The 17,038-nt window shown below is 66.8% G+C and carries 15 protein-coding genes; 12 read left to right on the top strand and 3 right to left on the bottom strand.

Annotated elements, in window-relative coordinates; all coding sequences use genetic code 11:
* The first annotated feature begins 235 nt into the window (after positions 1-235).
* The 5 genes from D2T30_RS16535 (at position 236) to D2T30_RS16515 (ending at position 6,542) form a co-directional block, all read left to right on the top strand.
* The gene (locus D2T30_RS16535) at positions 236-1,621 is read left to right on the top strand and encodes a M16 family metallopeptidase (RefSeq protein WP_128209784.1); all 1,386 of its coding nucleotides are present in this window, start codon (positions 236-238) and stop codon (positions 1,619-1,621) included.
* Complete coding sequence (locus D2T30_RS16530; RefSeq protein WP_128209783.1) at positions 1,618-2,943, top strand: M16 family metallopeptidase; 1,326 nt, start codon at positions 1,618-1,620, stop codon at positions 2,941-2,943. Before D2T30_RS16535 ends, D2T30_RS16530 begins: the two co-directional genes overlap by 4 nt.
* Before the next feature lie 62 nt (positions 2,944-3,005).
* Positions 3,006-4,883, top strand: a complete 1,878-nt coding sequence (gene mutL, locus D2T30_RS16525; protein ID WP_128209782.1) for a DNA mismatch repair endonuclease MutL — start codon at positions 3,006-3,008, stop codon at positions 4,881-4,883.
* Positions 4,883-6,019: a DNA recombination protein RmuC gene (locus D2T30_RS16520; protein WP_128209781.1), complete on the top strand. Its 1,137-nt coding sequence runs from the start codon at positions 4,883-4,885 to the stop codon at positions 6,017-6,019. Before mutL ends, D2T30_RS16520 begins: the two co-directional genes overlap by 1 nt.
* A gap of 175 nt (positions 6,020-6,194) precedes the next feature.
* Positions 6,195-6,542, top strand: coding sequence for a DUF3775 domain-containing protein (locus D2T30_RS16515; protein ID WP_128185061.1), 348 nt, complete (start codon positions 6,195-6,197; stop codon positions 6,540-6,542).
* 59 nt (positions 6,543-6,601) lie between these two features.
* Here D2T30_RS16515 and D2T30_RS16510 read toward each other — a convergent pair whose 3' ends face one another.
* Positions 6,602-7,288 (bottom strand): response regulator transcription factor, encoded by a 687-nt coding sequence (locus D2T30_RS16510; RefSeq protein ID WP_128185059.1) that lies wholly within the window; start codon positions 7,286-7,288, stop codon positions 6,602-6,604.
* A gap of 152 nt (positions 7,289-7,440) precedes the next feature.
* On the opposite strand from D2T30_RS16510, the gene ribA reads away from it, so the two are divergent.
* Together ribA and D2T30_RS16500 are read left to right on the top strand one after the other, a co-directional pair.
* The gene (gene ribA / locus D2T30_RS16505; RefSeq protein WP_380730425.1) at positions 7,441-8,520 is read left to right on the top strand and encodes a GTP cyclohydrolase II; all 1,080 of its coding nucleotides are present in this window, start codon (positions 7,441-7,443) and stop codon (positions 8,518-8,520) included.
* On the top strand, positions 8,517-9,038 hold the full coding sequence (locus tag D2T30_RS16500; RefSeq protein ID WP_380730422.1) for a L,D-transpeptidase family protein: 522 nt from the start codon (positions 8,517-8,519) through the stop codon (positions 9,036-9,038). The genes ribA and D2T30_RS16500 overlap by 4 nt, the downstream gene beginning before the upstream one ends.
* A 90-nt stretch (positions 9,039-9,128) precedes the next feature.
* Here D2T30_RS16500 and D2T30_RS16495 read toward each other — a convergent pair whose 3' ends face one another.
* Together D2T30_RS16495 and D2T30_RS16490 are read right to left on the bottom strand one after the other, a co-directional pair.
* Positions 9,129-9,788 (bottom strand): YggS family pyridoxal phosphate-dependent enzyme, encoded by a 660-nt coding sequence (locus tag D2T30_RS16495; RefSeq protein ID WP_128209780.1) that lies wholly within the window; start codon positions 9,786-9,788, stop codon positions 9,129-9,131.
* A 99-nt stretch (positions 9,789-9,887) separates the two neighbouring features.
* Entirely contained in the window at positions 9,888-10,877 is a 990-nt protein-coding gene (locus tag D2T30_RS16490; RefSeq protein ID WP_128209779.1) for a porin, read from the bottom strand.
* 272 nt (positions 10,878-11,149) lie between these two features.
* Between D2T30_RS16490 and D2T30_RS16485 the strand changes: the two genes are divergently transcribed.
* From D2T30_RS16485 to D2T30_RS16465, 5 genes are all read left to right on the top strand, one after another.
* Complete coding sequence (locus D2T30_RS16485) at positions 11,150-11,596, top strand: DUF3576 domain-containing protein (protein ID WP_380730475.1); 447 nt, start codon at positions 11,150-11,152, stop codon at positions 11,594-11,596.
* A 119-nt stretch (positions 11,597-11,715) separates the two neighbouring features.
* Positions 11,716-14,277, top strand: a complete 2,562-nt coding sequence (gene leuS, locus D2T30_RS16480) for a leucine--tRNA ligase (protein WP_128209777.1) — start codon at positions 11,716-11,718, stop codon at positions 14,275-14,277.
* Positions 14,264-14,770, top strand: a complete 507-nt coding sequence (lptE, locus tag D2T30_RS16475) for an LPS assembly lipoprotein LptE (RefSeq protein ID WP_128209776.1) — start codon at positions 14,264-14,266, stop codon at positions 14,768-14,770. Before leuS ends, lptE begins: the two co-directional genes overlap by 14 nt.
* Before the next feature lie 7 nt (positions 14,771-14,777).
* The gene (gene holA / locus D2T30_RS16470) at positions 14,778-15,803 is read left to right on the top strand and encodes a DNA polymerase III subunit delta (protein WP_128209775.1); all 1,026 of its coding nucleotides are present in this window, start codon (positions 14,778-14,780) and stop codon (positions 15,801-15,803) included.
* Positions 15,800-16,963, top strand: a complete 1,164-nt coding sequence (locus D2T30_RS16465; protein WP_128209774.1) for a TIGR03862 family flavoprotein — start codon at positions 15,800-15,802, stop codon at positions 16,961-16,963. The genes holA and D2T30_RS16465 overlap by 4 nt, the downstream gene beginning before the upstream one ends.
* Positions 16,964-17,038 lie beyond the last annotated feature (75 nt).

The raw sequence follows: 17,038 nt of genomic DNA, 5'->3' as shown, positions 1-17,038 counted from the left end.
CGAGGGGGCTGGCCCCCTGCGCCCCATCCGTTCGCGATTCCGGTTTCCGGCGCCCCTGCGGACATGCAAACACGGCAAAAACGGCGTCAGCCGCCCTCTTCCTTTCCCGTCGGACCAATCCCGGTCCGGGGCGCGAAATGCGCTCCGCCCCCATCAACTCCCCGTCACCCGCAATGCGGAAGGTTGCGCATTTCCGCGCGCACCGGCAAAGTCCCGCCGAACCAACGAGGAACCCATGTTGCGCGCATCCCTTGCCGCCGTTTTCGCGGTCTTCGCCATCGGCTCGGCCCATGCCGATCCCGTAAGCCACTTCACCCTCCCCAACGGCCTTGAAACCGTGGTGATCGAGGATCACCGCGCCCCCGTCGTCGTCCAGATGGTCTGGTACAAGACCGGATCGGCGGACGAACAGCGTGGCAAATCCGGCATCGCCCATTTCCTCGAACACCTGATGTTCAAGGGCACCGACACGATGGCGGCGGGCGAGCTGTCCAAGACCGTCTCCGCCAATGGCGGGTCGGACAATGCCTTCACCTCCTACGACTACACCGCCTATTTCCAGCGCATCGCCGCCGACCGGCTGGAGCTGGTGATGAAGATGGAAGCCGACCGGATGCGGAATCTGCAGATCTCGCCCGACGACTGGAAGACGGAACGCGAGGTGATCCTTGAAGAACGCTCGCAACGCACCGACAGCGATCCCGGCGCGCTTTACGGCGAACAGGCGCGCGCGGCACAATACCTCAACAGCCCCTACGGCACGCCGGTCATCGGCTGGCGGCAGGAGATGGAGGGCCTGACCCGTGACGACGCGCTGGCCTGGTACAACCGCTTTTACGCACCGAACAACGCGGTTCTGGTGGTGGCGGGCGACGTCACCCCGGATGAGGTGAAGGCGCTGGCCGAGAAATATTATGGCCCGCTCGAACCCTCCTCCGACATTCCGCCGCGCCTGCGCCCGCAGGAACCGCCGCAGCTTGCGGCCCGGCGGCTCGACTTCCGTGACGATCGGGTGGCGCAGCCCTATCTGAGCCGCACCTATCTGGCACCCGAGCGCAATCCCGGCGACCAGAAACAGGCGGCCGCGCTGACGGTGCTGTCGGCGATCCTCGGCGGCAATGCGCAGACCTCGGTCCTGTCGCGCAAGCTGGTGTTCGACCGGGGCGATGCGATCTATGTCTCGACCTCCTATGACGGCATGTCGATCGACAAGACGACCTTCGCCATCTCGCTGATGCCGGCGCCGGATGTGTCGCTGCCGGATGCGGAAAAGGCGCTGGACGCGGCGCTGGCCGAATTCCTCAAGGAAGGCATCGACACCGCCCAGTTCGAGCGGATCCGCGCGCAGGTCCGCGCCGGCCAGATCTACCAGCAGGACAACACGCAGGGCCTTGCCCGCCGCTACGGCGAGGCGCTGGCCTCGGGCTTCAGCATCGAGGATGTGCAGGACTGGCCCGATATCCTGATGTCGGTGACGGAGGATGACGTGATGGCGGCGGCGAAAAGCCTTCTCAATCCGGCGGCTTCGGTCACCGGTTATATCACGAAACCGGACAGATCGGACCCGGCCGCTCCGGCCTCCGCGGTTCCGGCCTCCGCCGGACAGGAGGTGGTGCAATGACCCGTTCCGTCCTCCGCACCCCGCTCCGATTGGCTGCGATGGCGCTTGTCGCGCTGATGGCGGCGATACCCGCCCATGCGCTGGACATCCGCGAGGTCACATCCCCCGGCGGGATCAGGGCCTGGCTGGTCGAGGCGCATGACATCCCCTTCACCGCGCTGGAAATCCGCTTCCGCGGCGGGGCGTCGCTCGACGCGCCGGGCAAGCGCGGCGAGATCAACCTGATGACCGCCACGCTGGAGGAAGGCTCCGGCAATCACGACAGTCAGGGCTTCGCCGCCGCGCAGGAAATGCTGGCGGCGCGGTTCGGCTTTGACGTCGATGACGATACGCTCAGCGTGTCCGCCCGGATGCTGACCGAGAACCGCGACAAGGCGGTGGATCTGCTGCGCGGCGCGCTGACCGATCCGCATTTCGATCAGGCCTCGGTCGACCGGGTGCGCGGGCAGGTGCTGTCGATCATCGCCTCGGACGCCAAGGATCCGGGCGCGCTGGCCACGCAGACCTTCCGCAAGATCGCCTATGGCGACCATCCCTACGGTTCCTCGCTGAACGGCACGTCGGACAGCGTGAAGGCCCTGACGCGCGAGGACATGTTCGACGCCAAGGCCCGCGTCATGGCCAAGGACCGGATGGTGGTTTCCGCCGTGGGCGACATCACGCCCGAGCAGTTGGGCGAGATGCTCGACCGCCTGCTGGGCGATCTGCCCGACACCGGCGCCCCCCTGCCCGAACCGGTCGCGCCCACGCTCGGCGGCGGGGTCACCGTCGTCCCCTTCGACAGCCCGCAATCGGTGGTGATCTTCGGGCAGAAGGGCATCGCGCTGGACGATCCAGACTTCTTCCCGGCCTATGTGCTGAACCAGATCCTTGGCGCGGGCGGGTTTTCCTCGCGCCTGATGGACGAGGTGCGGGAAAAGCGCGGCCTGACCTACGGGATCTACACCTACCTCGTCAGCCGCGACCTGTCGGACACTTGGCAGGGCAGCTTCGCCTCGGCCAATGAAAAGGTCGCCGAGGCGGTGAAGATCACGCAGGAGGAATGGGCCAGGGCCGCGACAGGCGAAGTGACGGATCAGGAACTGGACGACGCCAAGACCTACCTGACCGGCGCCTATCCGCTGCGCTTCGACGGCAATGCGAACATCGCCGACATCCTTGCCGGGATGCAGCTGAACGGCATGCCCATCGACTATATCGACACCCGCAACGACAAGGTGGAGGCGGTGACGAAGGAAGACGTGGCCCGCGTCGCCAAAAGGCTGATGGACCCGGCGGGGCTGCATTTCGTCGTCGTGGGCACGCCCGTCGGCCTGGAATAAACCACGAACAAAGCGCCCGGAATCTGTTGGGCTTTCGGCGGGGCTGTGCTAACTCTGGTAGCATGAACGCACAGCCCCCCAATATCGGCCAGTCCCGGCCCCAGTCCCGCCCGGTCATCCGCCAGCTTGACGAATCGGCGGCGAACCGGATCGCGGCGGGCGAGGTCGTGGAACGCCCCGCCTCGGCGGTGAAGGAACTGGTGGAAAACGCGCTCGATGCCGGCGCGACGCGGGTGGAAATCGCCTATGCCGACGGCGGCAAGACGCTGATCCGCATCCGCGACGACGGCTGCGGCATGACGGATGCCGATCTGCCGCTGGCGCTGTCGCGCCATGCCACGTCCAAGATCGACGGATCGGACCTGCTGAACATCCATACCTTCGGCTTTCGCGGCGAGGCGCTGCCCTCGCTTGGCGCGGTGGGGCGGCTGGTCATCACCTCGCGCGCCGAGGGGTTCGAGGCGGCGCAGATCTCGGTTTCCGGGGGCGCCATCGGCCCGGTGAAGCCCGCCGCGCTGAACCGCGGCACGCTGGTCGAGCTGCGCGACCTGTTCTTTGCCACCCCCGCGCGGCTGAAATTCATGCGCACCGACCGGGCCGAGGCGCAGGCCATCGCCGATGTGGTGAAGCGGCTGGCGATGGCGGAACCCTATGTCAGCTTCACCCTGCGCGACGTTTCGGGCGGTGGTGACGGACGGGAGGTTTTCCGCGCCGATGCCGAACAGGGCGAATTGTTCGGCGCGCTGGCGGGGCGTCTGGCGCGCATCCTCGGGCGTGACTTCACCGACAATGCCGTGGCCATCGACGCCGACCGCGAGGGCATCCGCCTGACCGGCTATGCGGCCCTGCCCACCTATTCGCGCGGCGCGGCGGTGGAGCAGTTCCTGTTCGTCAACGGCCGCCCGGTGCGGGACAAGATGCTGATCGGCGCGCTGCGGGCCGCCTATATGGATTTCCTCAGCCGCGACCGGCATCCGGCGGCGGCGCTGTTCCTGACTTGCGACACCGAGCGCGTGGACGTGAACGTCCACCCCGCCAAGGCCGAGGTCCGTTTCCGCGAATCGGGCATCCCGCGCGGCCTGATCGTCACCGCGATCCGCCATGCGCTGGCGCAGGCGGGGCACCGGGCCTCTTCCACCGTGGCGACGGCGACGCTTGGCGCCTTCCGGCCGGAGCCGGAACCCGCGCAGGCGCGACTCGACATGCCGCCGCGGGTGTATCAGATGGACCGCCCGTCCCTTGGCGCGATCCGCACGAGTTACGCCGCGCAGGCCCCGGCCTTTGACGAAGCCGCCCCCGTCTGGCAGGCGCCAAGCGCCCGGGCCGAGGCCCCGCCCCCCGAGGACCGGCAGCTACAGCACACCCCGCTTGGCGCCGCCCGCGCGCAGGTGCATGAAAACTACATCATCGCCCAGACCGAAACCGGGATGGTCATCGTCGATCAGCATGCCGCGCATGAGCGGCTGGTCTATGAACGGCTGAAACGGCAGATGGCGGACAGGGGCATCGCGGCGCAGGCGCTGCTGATCCCCGAAATCGTCGATCTGTCGGCGGGCGATGCCGCGCTGCTGCTGGAACATGCCGACGCGCTGTCGCGTCTTGGCCTGACGATCGAGCCCTTCGGCGGCACCGCCATCGCCGTGCGCGAAACCCCGGCGATCCTTGGACAGATCAACGCCGCCGCGCTGCTGCGCGACGTGCTGGACGAACTGGCCGACCTTGGCGACAGCCAGCTGGTGCTGGCGCGGATCGACGCGGTTCTGTCGCGCATGGCCTGCCACGGCTCGGTCCGGTCGGGGCGGCGGATGCAGGTCGACGAAATGAACGCATTGTTGCGCGAGATGGAGGCGACGCCCCATTCCGGCCAGTGCAACCACGGCCGCCCGACCTATGTGGAACTCAAGCTCGCCGATATCGAGCGGCTGTTCGGGCGGACGTGATGGAGCTTGATCTGAACAATCCGCTGATTCTGGGCGGCCTTGCGGTGGTGGCGCTGATCGTGGTGCTGCTGATCCTCGTGCTGCGGTCGGCCGCGCGCTCGGCGCAGGCGGTGGTGCCGCTGACCTCGCAGCTGGTGGCGCTTGGCCAAAGGGTGCAGTCGCTGTCCGACGGGCAACAGCAGATGGCGGGCGGCCTGCATCACGTGTCCGAGGCGCAGGCGACCAGTCAGGCCAAGATGCTGTCGCTGATGGAACAACGGCTCGGACAGGTGAACCGGCAGATGGTCGAAAGCCTGCACGGCTCGGCCACCCGCACGGCGCGGTCTCTGGGCGATCTGCAACAGCGGCTGGAGGCCATCGACAAGGCGCAGGCGAATATCGAGAAGCTGTCGGGCAATGTGCTGGGCCTGCAGGACATCCTGTCGAACAAGCAGACCCGCGGCGCGTTCGGGGAAATCCAGCTCCATGACATCGTGCTCAAGGCGCTGCCCGCCGACAGCTACACGATGCAGGCGACGCTGTCGAACGGGCGGCGCGCCGATTGCCTCGTGCATCTGCCGAACCCGCCCGGCCCCATCGTCATCGACAGCAAATTCCCGCTTGAGGCCTACGAGGCCCTGCGCCGCGCCGAAAACCAGTCGCAGGTGATCGAGGCGCAGCGGATGATGCGCATCGCCGTGCGCAGCCATATCCGCGCCATTTCGGACCGCTACCTGATCGAGGGCGAGACCGCCGATGGCGCGCTGATGTTCCTGCCCTCCGAGGCGGTCTATGCCGAGCTTCACGCCAATTTCCCCGAACTGGTGCGTGAGGGCTTTGCCGCCAAGGTCTGGATCGTCTCCCCCACCACCTGCATGGCGGTGCTGAACACGATGCGCGCGGTGCTGAAGGATGCAAGGATGCGCGAACAGGCGGGTGCGATCCGCAAGGAACTGGCGGCGCTCTATCAGGATGTCGACCGGCTCGGCGCGCGAGTGGCGAATCTGGACCGGCATTTCGGTCAGGCGGCGAAGGACATCGAGGAAATCAAGATCTCGGCCGAAAAGGCGGGCAAGCGCGCCCACCGGCTCGACAATTTCGATTTCGAGGAACTGGCCCCGGAAACGCCGCCGAAGCTGATGCAGGTGAAACCCTGAGCCAGGCGGAGAGGAAGTAGGGGGCCAGCCCCCTCTTGGCCTTTGGCCAATTCACCCCCGGGATATTTTGGGAAGAATGAAGGGAAGGGGCCGTCGGGGGAGTTTGGAACCTCGTTATTGCCGCTTGCGCAAATCGCCCGGGCCGCGCAACATTGCTTATCCAGAGGAGGTTTCCATGTCGCTGCCGATCAGCCCGGAGAAAATCGCCCATGTCATCATCCGCGCCCGCAAGTTCGATGCGGACGTGCCCGGATCCGGTCAGGGGCGCGAATTGCGCGCCTTCATCGCCGGGCTGAACGAGGATGAACAGGCCGCGCTGACCGCCGTGATGTGGATCGGTCGCGAGACCTATGAGCCCGAGGAGATCGACGAGGCGATCGAGACCGCGAAGGCCGAGGCCTCGGCCCCGACCGAGGATTACCTGATGGGGATCCCGATGCTCGCCGATTATCTGGAAGACGGACTGAACGCCCTGGGCATCACGCTCGACGAGGCTCAGGAAGATTTCGACCGCTCCGTGTGAACAGCAAAAAGGCGGGGTTTCCCCCGCCCCTTCGCCTTCTTCCGTGAGTGCGGAATGCGTCAGGCGACCAGCCGGTAGCCGCCCGATTCCGTGACCAGAAGCCGCGCATTGGCGGGATCTGGTTCGATCTTCTGCCGCAGCCGGTAGATATGGGTTTCAAGCGTATGCGTCGTCACGCCCGCGTTGTAGCCCCAGACCTCGTGCAGCAGTACGTCGCGCGCCACCACGCCATCCGTCGCCCGATACAGGAATTTCAGGATATTGGTTTCCTTCTCGGTCAGGCGGATCTTGTGATCCTTGGCGTCGATCAGCATCTTCATCGCCGGCTTGAACGTATACGGCCCAAGCTGGAATACCGCGTCTTCGGATTGTTCATGGGTGCGCAGTTGCGCGCGCAGCCGCGCCAGCAGCACCGGGAACTTGAACGGCTTGGTGATGTAGTCGTTCGCCCCCGAATCGAGGCCAAGAATCGTATCCGCATCGGTATCGTGGCCGGTCAGCATGACCACCGGGCATTTCACCCCGAGCTTGCGCAGCTTCTTGCACAGCTCGCGCCCGTCGGTGTCGGGCAAGCCGACATCCAGCACGACGATATCGTAAAGCCCCGACTTGGCCTTTTCCACCGCCTCGGCGCCCGAACCCGCCTCGAACACCTCGAATTCGTCGGTGGCGGTCAGCTGCTCGGCCAGCGCCTCGCGCAGGTCTTCCTCGTCGTCCACCAGAAGGATCTTCTTCAGTCCAGCCATCTCGGGGCCTCCGTTTCTTGTGGTCCTCTGTCTCGCGTGAAAGCTGAGGCCGGATCACGCCCGCGGCAAGGGGGCTGAAATCTTTCTCACGCGGACGTGTCGCACAGCGGCTGTGTGTTTCAATTTGTTTCAGGCCTCGCTATCTGTGTCGCATGGATATGCTGTCGCCCCTTGGCCCCACCCCGATCGAGCGCCTGAACCGCGCCCGTGCCGATCTGCGGATCGGCCTGCCCGTCGTGCTGTCGCGCCGGACGCTGGCGGTGGCGGTGGAAACGCTTGGCGCGGACCGGCTGGCGGCGCTGCGCGGGCTTGGGCCGCTGACGCTGGTGCTGACCTCGTGGCGGGCGGAAACGCTGAAGGCGCGGGTCTACGACAACGATCTGGCGCGCATCCGGGTGCCGGAGGATGCGGATCTGGCCTGGCTTCAGGCGCTGGCCGATCCGGCGGATGACCTGCGCGTGCCGATGAAGGGGCCGCTTGCCTCGGAACGCGGCGGCGATGCGACGGTGGCGCGCGCGGCGATCGCGCTGGCGAAGACGGCGCATCTGCTGCCCGCCGCACTTCTGGTGCCGCTCGACGGCCCGGTGCCCGAGGGGCTGACCTGCCTCGATGCCGATGAGGCGCTGCGCGAGCTTTCGGCGGAAACCGTTCTGGCGCCGGTCTCCGCCGCGCGGGTGCCGATGCGGGCGGCGGAAAAGGGGCGGCTCCACATCTTTCGCCCCGATGACGGCGGCGAGGAACATTACGCGGTCGAGATAGGTGCCCCCGACCGGGCGCAGCCGGTGCTGGCGCGGCTGCATTCGGCCTGTTTCACGGGCGACGTCCTCGGCTCGCTCAAATGCGATTGCGGGCCGCAGCTGCATGCGGCGCTGGATCACATGGGGCGCGACGGCGCGGGGGTTCTGCTCTACCTCAATCAGGAGGGGCGCGGCATCGGGCTGGCCAACAAGATGCGTGCCTATTCACTGCAGGATCAGGGCTTCGACACGGTCGAGGCAAACCACCGGCTGGGCTTCGAGGATGACGAGCGCGACTTCCGCATCGGGGCGGCGCTGCTGCGCCGGCTGGGCTTCGACAGGGTGCGGCTGCTGACCAACAACCCGGCCAAGGTCAGGATGCTGGAATCGCACGGGATCGAGGTGGTGGAGCGCGTGCCCCTGAAGGTCGGGCTGAACCATTTCAACGCCGGCTATCTGGCGACCAAGGCCGCCAAGTCGGGGCATCTGCTGTGAGGGAGCGCCTGCGGCTGACGCCCTCGGGCGTGCTGTTCCGGGGGCGGCGCTATCCGGTGCAGATCGGCCGCGGCGGGCTTGCGCAGGACAAACACGAAGGCGATGGCGCGACGCCCGTCGGACGGTTGCGGATCGTCGGAATGCTCTATCGCGCTGACCGGCTACCCCGGCCCTCGGACTGGGCCCGGCCGATCGGCCCGGGCGATCTGTGGTGCGACGCGCCGGACCATCCGGCCTACAACCACCCCGTCCGCGCCCCCTTCGGCGCCAGCCATGAAAGGCTGCGCCGCAGCGATCCGCAATATGACATCGTGCTGATCACCGACTGGAATTTCCCGAAGGCCGTTCCGGGCCGGGGCTCCGCCATCTTCCTGCATCAGCGCCGGAGGCTGGGCCATCCGACGGCGGGCTGCATCGCCTTCCGCCGCCGCGACCTGATCGACCTCGCGCGCCAGATCCGCCCCGGGACCGAGGTGCTGATCCCGCTCCTCGCCAGCTTCCGCGGCCCCCGGCGTTGAAGCGCCGTCTCTCTTTCGTGTTTCCATAAATATCCCGGGGGTGAATTGGCCGAAGGCCAAGAGGGGGCTGGCCCCCTGCGCCGGCCCGGTTCAGCGATGCGCGTAATCGCGCGCGCCAAAGATCGCCGATCCCACCCGCACATGGGTCGCCCCATGGGCGATGGCGATCTCGAAATCCGCGCTCATCCCCATCGACAGGCCGGTCAGGCCGTTCCGCGCGGCCATTTCGGCCAGCATGGTGAAATGGGGGGCGGGGTCGATACCTTCGGGCGGGATGCACATCAGCCCAATGACGGGCAGGTCCATCCCCCGCGCCTCGGCGACGAAAGCGTCCAGATCGGCGGGCAGGACGCCGGCCTTCTGCGGCTCGGCGCCGGTGTTCACCTGAATGAAAAGATCGGGGCTCCGCCCCCGCGCCTGCGCGAGCCGCGCGAGCTTTTGCGCCAGCGACGGCCGGTCCAGCGTATGGATCGCCTCGAACAGCTCGACCGCCAGCTTTGCCTTGTTGGTCTGCAATGGCCCGATCATATGCACCGCGATGCCCGGATATTCCGCGCGCCAGGCGGGCCATTTGGCCTCGGCCTCCTGCACGTAATTCTCGCCGAACAGGCGGTGGCCGGTACGCAGGACCGCCTCGACCCGCTCGGCCGGCTGCACCTTGGACACCGCGATCAGCGCGACATCCCCGGCGGGACGACCGGCCCTTGCCTCGGCCTCGGCCACACGGCGGGTGATTTCGGACAATCCCATGGCAAACTCCGTTTCGATAGCGCGCCGGAGTCAGCCACACCCCGGCCAAAAAGAAAAGAGCGGGCCAAGGCCCGCTCTTTCCGTTCCGGTCCCGAAGGATCAGAAGTTGAACTTCACGCCGAACTGGGCGATCGTTTCTTCGTCCTTGTCGCTCGACTTGGAGCCGTAGCCGCGCTCGATCGAGCCGAGCAGCTTGGTGCCGCCGCCCAGATCGTAGTCGGCGCCCAGACCGTAGGTGGTGTCGCTCTTGTTGTCGTCGGCATCGTTGTTGGCGATGTAGGCGTGCAGGGCGACCGCGTCGATGGCGTAGGTGCCGTAGACCACGACGGTCTTGCCAAGATCGCCTTCCTTGTTCCAGCCTTCGTAGCCTTCATCGATGTAGTTCAGACCAGCCGAGAACTGATCGGTGAACTGATAAAGACCGCCGATGAACCAAACATTGTTCTTCTTGATGCCGGCGCTGTCCCAGTTGCCCGCAGCGGAGATGGTCAGCGGGCCGGTTTCGTAGCTGAACGACACCGACTTTTCGCTTACCAGACCGATGCCATCCTCGTTAAGCGGCTGATCATCCGACTTCTGATCCGGGTCGACATACGAACCACGCGCGGTGAAACCGGCAATGCTGTACTGCGCATAGATGCCCGTACGATTGTCGGTATCATAGGCATAGGTGTTATAAGACAGGAACGCGCTGCGCGGGTCACCGAACGAACGTTCGGTCAGGCCGATTTCCGAATTCTGGGCCAGCGGATCTGAGTCGAACGCGGTGTTGGCGTTGCCGACTTCGACGCGCAGACCGCCATAGCTGACATAGAGCAGCGCCGGGGCAGTGCCAGTGGAGTCGTTGCCGTCGTCGAACTGCAGACGGATGCGACCACCGAACTCGACGCCACCATCGGTGGTGGTCAGAGCGTCGATGTTCAGACGCAGGCGCTGTTCGATCCAGGAGGTCGACTTTTGCGAGTCGTTGTCATCAGCGCTCGAATCGTACGAAGCACCGAACCGGCCGTAGCCCGAGATCGAGACCTCAGCGGCCGCGAAACCCGCCGAGAAGACCAGCGCGGTCGTCGCGAAGAGAACCTTTTTCATCGTTTTCCCTCATTGTATCTAAGGTAAGTCCCAGCCCGGTGAGATCCGTGCTGAGCATGTCGGCAATTTCATGCCTGCCGCCCGGCATTGCAATGGAATCAGTCCGGTCCCCGCCGAATGCCCCCCGTCATGGTGCAGTCTTGCCACAGTAGGCCCGACCGGCGGCTTGCGGCCTTCGCCTTATGCGCGCACGGGAAAATCCTTGTCGCCCCCCGGCCCTTCGGCTAGAGACAGACAGGCCTGAAGACACGTTCCGGGGACAGCCACCGATGATGATCCGACATATCCTGCGCATGGGCATCCTTGTCTGTGGAACGCTTTCGCTCGTGGCCTGCGGGGGATCGCAGTCCGGTTCCGGCGCGAACGACCAGAGCGAGGGCAAGATCTGGGACCTGTTCACCGATCATGCCGATCCGAACGTGCAGATCTCGGTGAACAAATATCTGTGGAACGCCTCGCTCGATGTACTGAACTTCCTGCCGATCCAGTCGGTCGATCCGTTCTCGGGGCTGATCGTGACGGGCTACGGCACGCCGCCGGGCGGCGGGCGCGCCTATCGCGCGACGATCCACATCACGGATCCGGCGCTCGATGCGCGCAGCCTGAAGGTATCGCTCGAAAGCCGCGGCGGCACGGTTTCGCCCGACACCGTCCGCGCGGTCGAGGATGCGATCCTGACCCGCGCCCGGCAGCTGCGCATCGCCGATTCGAGGCTTTGACCCGCCGCCGGCCCCGAAAAACGGGGCGGGAACGCCCGGCTCTCTGGACCTCGGCCCCGCTTGCGGTGTAGCAAGCGCATCGCAGAATTCCGCCAGCGGACCGAGAACGAGAGGCCGAGATGACGCCATACGCACCCGCGCAATCCGAAAAGAAGTGGCAAGCCGCATGGAACGCGGCGGGCGTCTTTACCGCCAGGCACGACCCCCTCAGGCCGAAATACTACGTGCTGGAGATGTTCCCCTATCCTTCGGGGCGCATCCACATGGGCCATGTGCGCAACTACACGATGGGCGACGTGGTGGCCCGCTACAAGATGAGCTGCGGTTTCTCCGTGCTGCATCCAATGGGCTGGGACGCCTTCGGGATGCCCGCCGAGAATGCGGCGATGGAACGCGGCGGCCATCCGAAGGAATGGACCTACGGCAATATCGCCGACATGCGCGGGCAGATGAAACCGCTTGGCCTGTCGATCGACTGGTCGCGCGAATTCGCCACCTGCGACCCGGAATACTACGGCCAGCAGCAGGCGATGTTCCTCGACATGCTGGATGCGGGGCTGGTCTACCGCAAGAACGCGGTGGTGAACTGGGACCCGGTCGACATGACCGTTCTGGCGAATGAACAGGTGATCGACGGGCGCGGCTGGCGTTCCGGCGCGCTGGTCGAGCGCAGGGAACTGACCCAGTGGTTCTTCCGCATCTCGGATTACGCGGGCGAGTTGCTGGAGGCGCTGGACGGGCTCAAGGACTGGCCGGAAAAGGTGCGGCTGATGCAGGCGAACTGGATCGGCCAGTCGCGCGGGTTGCAATTCGCCTTCGGCACGGTGAACGCGCCCAAGGGCTTCGACCGGATCGAATGCTACACCACCCGCCCCGACACGCTGATGGGGGCGAGCTTCGTGGGCATCTCCCCCGATCATCCGATCGCCCGGGCGCTGGAAAAGACCGACCCGGACATGGCGGCCTTCATCGCCGAATGCCGCAAGGGCGGCACCACCGAGGAAGCCATCGAGACGGGCGAGAAGCTCGGCCGCGATACCGGCATCCGCGTGCGCCATCCGCTGGACGAGGCGTGGGAGCTGCCGGTCTACATCGCCAACTTCATCCTGATGGATTACGGCACCGGCGCGATCTTCGGCTGCCCGGCGCATGACGCGCGCGACTTTGAATTCGCCACGAAATACGGCCTGCCGATCAATCCGGTCTTCATCGCGCCGGGCGCCGACGCGCCGCAGGGCGCGCCCGAGGCCGAATACGTGCCGCCGAAGACCGAAAAGGTGCGCTACATCCGCGGCTATGCCGGGGACGAGCTGCAGACCGGCGAGGATGCCATCGCCGCCGCCATCGCCTTCTGCGAGGCGAACGGCATCGGCCGCGGCGTCACCAACTACCGCCTGCGCGACTGGGGCCTGTCGCGCCAGCGCTACTGGGGCTGTCCGATCCCGGTCGTCCACTGCCCGAATTGCGGCGTGGTGCCGGAGAAGAAGGAAAACCTGCCCGTCCGCCTGCCCGACGACGTGACCTTCGACAAGCCGGGCAATCCGCTCGACCGTCATCCGACCTGGCGCGACACCACCTGCCCGAACTGCGGCGCCCCGGCGCGGCGCGAGACGGACACGATGGACACGTTCGTCGATTCGTCCTGGTATTACGCGCGCTTCACCGCGCCCCATGCGACGACGCCGACGGACCCCGAGGAAACCGAATACTGGATGAACGTCGACCAGTATATCGGCGGCATCGAACATGCGATCCTGCATCTCCTGTATTCCCGTTTCTTCGCCCGGGCGATGCACAAGACCGGCCACCTGCCCGCCAAGGCGATCGAGCCGTTCAACGCGCTCTTCACCCAGGGCATGGTCACGCACGAGATCTACAAGACCACCGACACCAACGGCCGCCCGGTCTATCACCTGCCCGAGGACATCGACCGCGAAGCCGGCGTGGTGAAGGAGACGGGCGAAAAGGTCGAGATCATCCCCTCGGCCAAGATGTCGAAGTCGAAAAAGAACGTCGTCGATCCGATGAACATCATCGCCTCTTTCGGGGCGGATACGGCGCGGTTCTTCGTCATGTCCGACAGCCCGCCCGAACGTGACGTCGAATGGACGGCGGCGGGGGCCGAGGCCACGTCGAAATTCCTGGCCCGGGTGTGGCGCATCGCCTCGGAAATCGCCGAAGGGGCTGACGGCCCGGGCGGGGCCGAGGATCTGGCCCTGCTCAAGGCCGCGCATCGCGCCATCGACGAGGTGACCCGCTCGATCGAGGGATTCGCCTTCAACAAGGCGGTCGCGGCGATCTACGGGCTGGCCAATGCGATGGCCCGGACGCAGGCCGCGAACCCGGCCCGGCGCGAGGCGATGCAGATCATGGCGCAGCTGATGGCGCCGATGGTGCCGCATCTGGCCGAGGACATCTGGGCCGCGCTTGGCGGCGAAGGTTTCGTCGTGCAGGCGGGCTGGCCCAAGGCCGATCCCGCCCTGCTGGTCGAGGATGACGTCACCCTGCCGATCCAGATCAACGGCAAGAAACGGGGCGAGGTGACGGTTCCCAAGACCATGCCCGCATCCGAGGTTGAAAAGATCGTTCTGGCGGACGAAGCTGTCATCAAGGCGCTGGCCGGCGGCCAGCCCAGAAAGCTCATCGTCGTGCCGGGGCGGATCGTCAATGTCGTCATCTGACAGGAGAACCTTCCTGCGCCTCGCCGCGGTCGCGCTTGGCGGGGCGGGGCTTGCCGCCTGCGGCTTCACCCCGGCCTATGGCCCTTCGGGCGGGGCCGGCAAGCTGCTGTCGCAGGTCGATTTCACCGATCCGCGCACGCGCGATGAATTCGCGCTGACGGAACAGCTTGCCGAACGGCTCGGCCCGCCCGACAACCCGCGCTACCGGCTGGAATACGGCATCCGGACCGAGGTGCTGGGTCAGGCTATCACCCCCGACAACGCCACGACGCGCTATTCGCTGTCGGGCAATGTCGATTACACCCTGCGCGACATCGGCACGAATGCGGTGCTGCTGACCGGGCGTGCGGCGTCCTTCACCTCGTGGTCGGCCTCGGGTTCCGCGGTGGCGACGCAGACCGCCTCCGAGGATGCGCGGCGGCGGCTGATGGTGATCCTCGCCGATCAGATCGTGACAAGGCTGCTCGCTCAGGCGGGCTCTTTGCCGCAGTGATGGCGCGATGAAGCTCACCGGGGTCGCAGCGGCGCGCTACTTTGCACGGCCGGAGGCGGACCGCACCGGCCTGCTGATCTTCGGCGCCGATGCGATGCGCGTGGCCCTGCGCCGGCAGGAGGTCATCGCCGCCCTGATCGGCCCGGAGGGCGAGGCCGAGATGCGCCTGACCCGCCTGCCCGCCGGCGAATTGCGCAAGAACCCCGCCGCGCTGAACGATGCGGTGAAGGCCGTGGGCTTCTTCCCCGGCCCCCGCGTGGTGTTTGTCGAGGACGCCAGCGAAACCGCCACCCCCGCCGTCACCGCCGCGCTGAAGGACTGGCAGAAGGGCGATGCGCAGATCATCGTCGCCGCCGGATCGCTGACGGCGAAATCCGGCCTGCGCAAGATCTTCGAGGCGCATCCGAACGCCTATGCGATCGGTATCTACGACGATCCGCCAAGCCGCGAAGAGATCGAGGACATCCTCCACCGCGCCGGGCTGCGCCATATCGACCCCGCCGCGATGACCGACCTGCTGGCGCTGGCACGGATGCTCGACCCCGGCGATTTCCGTCAGACGGTGGAAAAGATCGCGCTGTACAAATGGAACGACCCGGCGCCGCTGGCGTCATCCGAAGTCGCCGCCTGCGCCCCCGCCACGATCGAGGCGGATGTGGACGACGTGCTGGATATCGTCGCAGAGGGGCGCCCCGGCGAACTGGGCCCGATGATGCGCCGGATCGAGGGACAGGGCATCCAGCCCGTCGCGCTGGCGATTCAGGCGCTGCGGCATTTCCGGTCGCTGCATATCGTCGCCTCGGACCCCGGCGGGCCGGGCGCGGGGATCGGCCGGCTGCGCCCACCCGCCTTCGGCCCGCGCCGCGACAAGCTTCTGTCGCAGGCGCAACGCTGGGGCATGTTCCGGCTGGAAGAGGCGCTGAAAGTGCTGGTCGAGGCCGACCTGACGCTGCGCTCAGCCTCCAAGGCGCCGCAGATGGCGCTCTTGGAACGGGCGCTGATGCGGCTGGCGATGCTGGGGGCGCGGCGATGACGGCCTTGGTGATCGGCGGCGGTCCGGCGGGCCTGATGGCGGCCGAGGAACTGGCCCGCGCCAGACATCGCACCGTGCTGGTCGAGGCAAAACCGACGCTCGCGCGCAAATTCCTGATGGCGGGGAAATCCGGGCTGAACCTCACGCGCGACCAAGCCCCCGACACCTTCCATGCCGCCTATCGCGGCGATTTCGGCGACATCCTCGCCGGTTTCGGCCCGGCCGAGGCGATGGATTTCGCCCGCGGGCTGGGGATCGAGCTGTTCACCGGCTCCACCGGCCGGGTCTTCCCGACGGGCATGAAGGCCTCGCCGATGCTGCGCGCATGGATCCTGCGTCTGACCGGCCTCGGGGTCGAGATCCGTACCCGCTGGCGCTGGACCGGGTTTCAGGGCGACAGGCTGACCTTCGACACGCCGGGCGGCCCGGTCTTGGAACAGGCGGCAGTGACGGTGCTGGCGCTTGGCGGCGCAAGCTGGCCAAGGCTCGGATCGGACGCCGCATGGGTGCCGTGGCTCGCGGATCGCGGCATCGCGATCGCGCCCTTCCGCCCCGCCAACATGGGCTTCGTCATCCCTTGGTCGGAACACATGACCCCGCATCTGGGCCAGCCGGTGAAAGGCGTGGCGCTGCGCACGCCGGGGCATCTGTCGCGCGGCGAGTTCGTCCTGTCCGCACGGGGGATCGAGGGCGGCGGCGTCTATGCCCTTTCGGCCGAAGTGCGCGACGGCGCCCCCCTGACGCTCGACCTGATGCCCGACGCGACGGAGGCCGTGATCGCGCGGCGCCTCGCCCGTATCCCGGCGAAGGAAAGCACCGCGAACCGGCTGCGCAAGGGGCTCGGGCTCGACCCGGTGAAACTGGCGCTCCTGAACGAATGGGGCCGGCCGCTGCCCTCGGACCCGACAGCACTGGCGCGGCGGATCAAGGGGCTCATGGTGCCGCATCGCGGGCCGCGCCCGCTGGCCGAGGCGATCTCCTCCGCCGGCGGCATCCGGCGCGAGGCGGTGACCGCCGATCTGGAACTGCGCGCCCTGCCCGGCATCTTCGCCGCGGGCGAAATGCTGGACTGGGAAGCACCCACGGGCGGCTACCTGCTCACCGGCTGCCTCGCCACCGGCCGCCACGCCGGCCGCGCCGCGGCGTCGCTACTGACCTGACGAAGCCATCGCGCGCCCCTCCCTTTCGTGTTTCCATAAATATCCCGGGGGTTAATTGGCCGCAGGCCAAGAGGG

The sequence above is a fragment of the Paenirhodobacter populi genome (assembly GCF_004022215.1).
Lineage (GTDB): Bacteria > Pseudomonadota > Alphaproteobacteria > Rhodobacterales > Rhodobacteraceae > Rhodobacter > Rhodobacter populi.
Note: the sequence above shows the minus strand (reverse complement) of the source record. Positions and strands in the feature narration are given on the sequence as shown.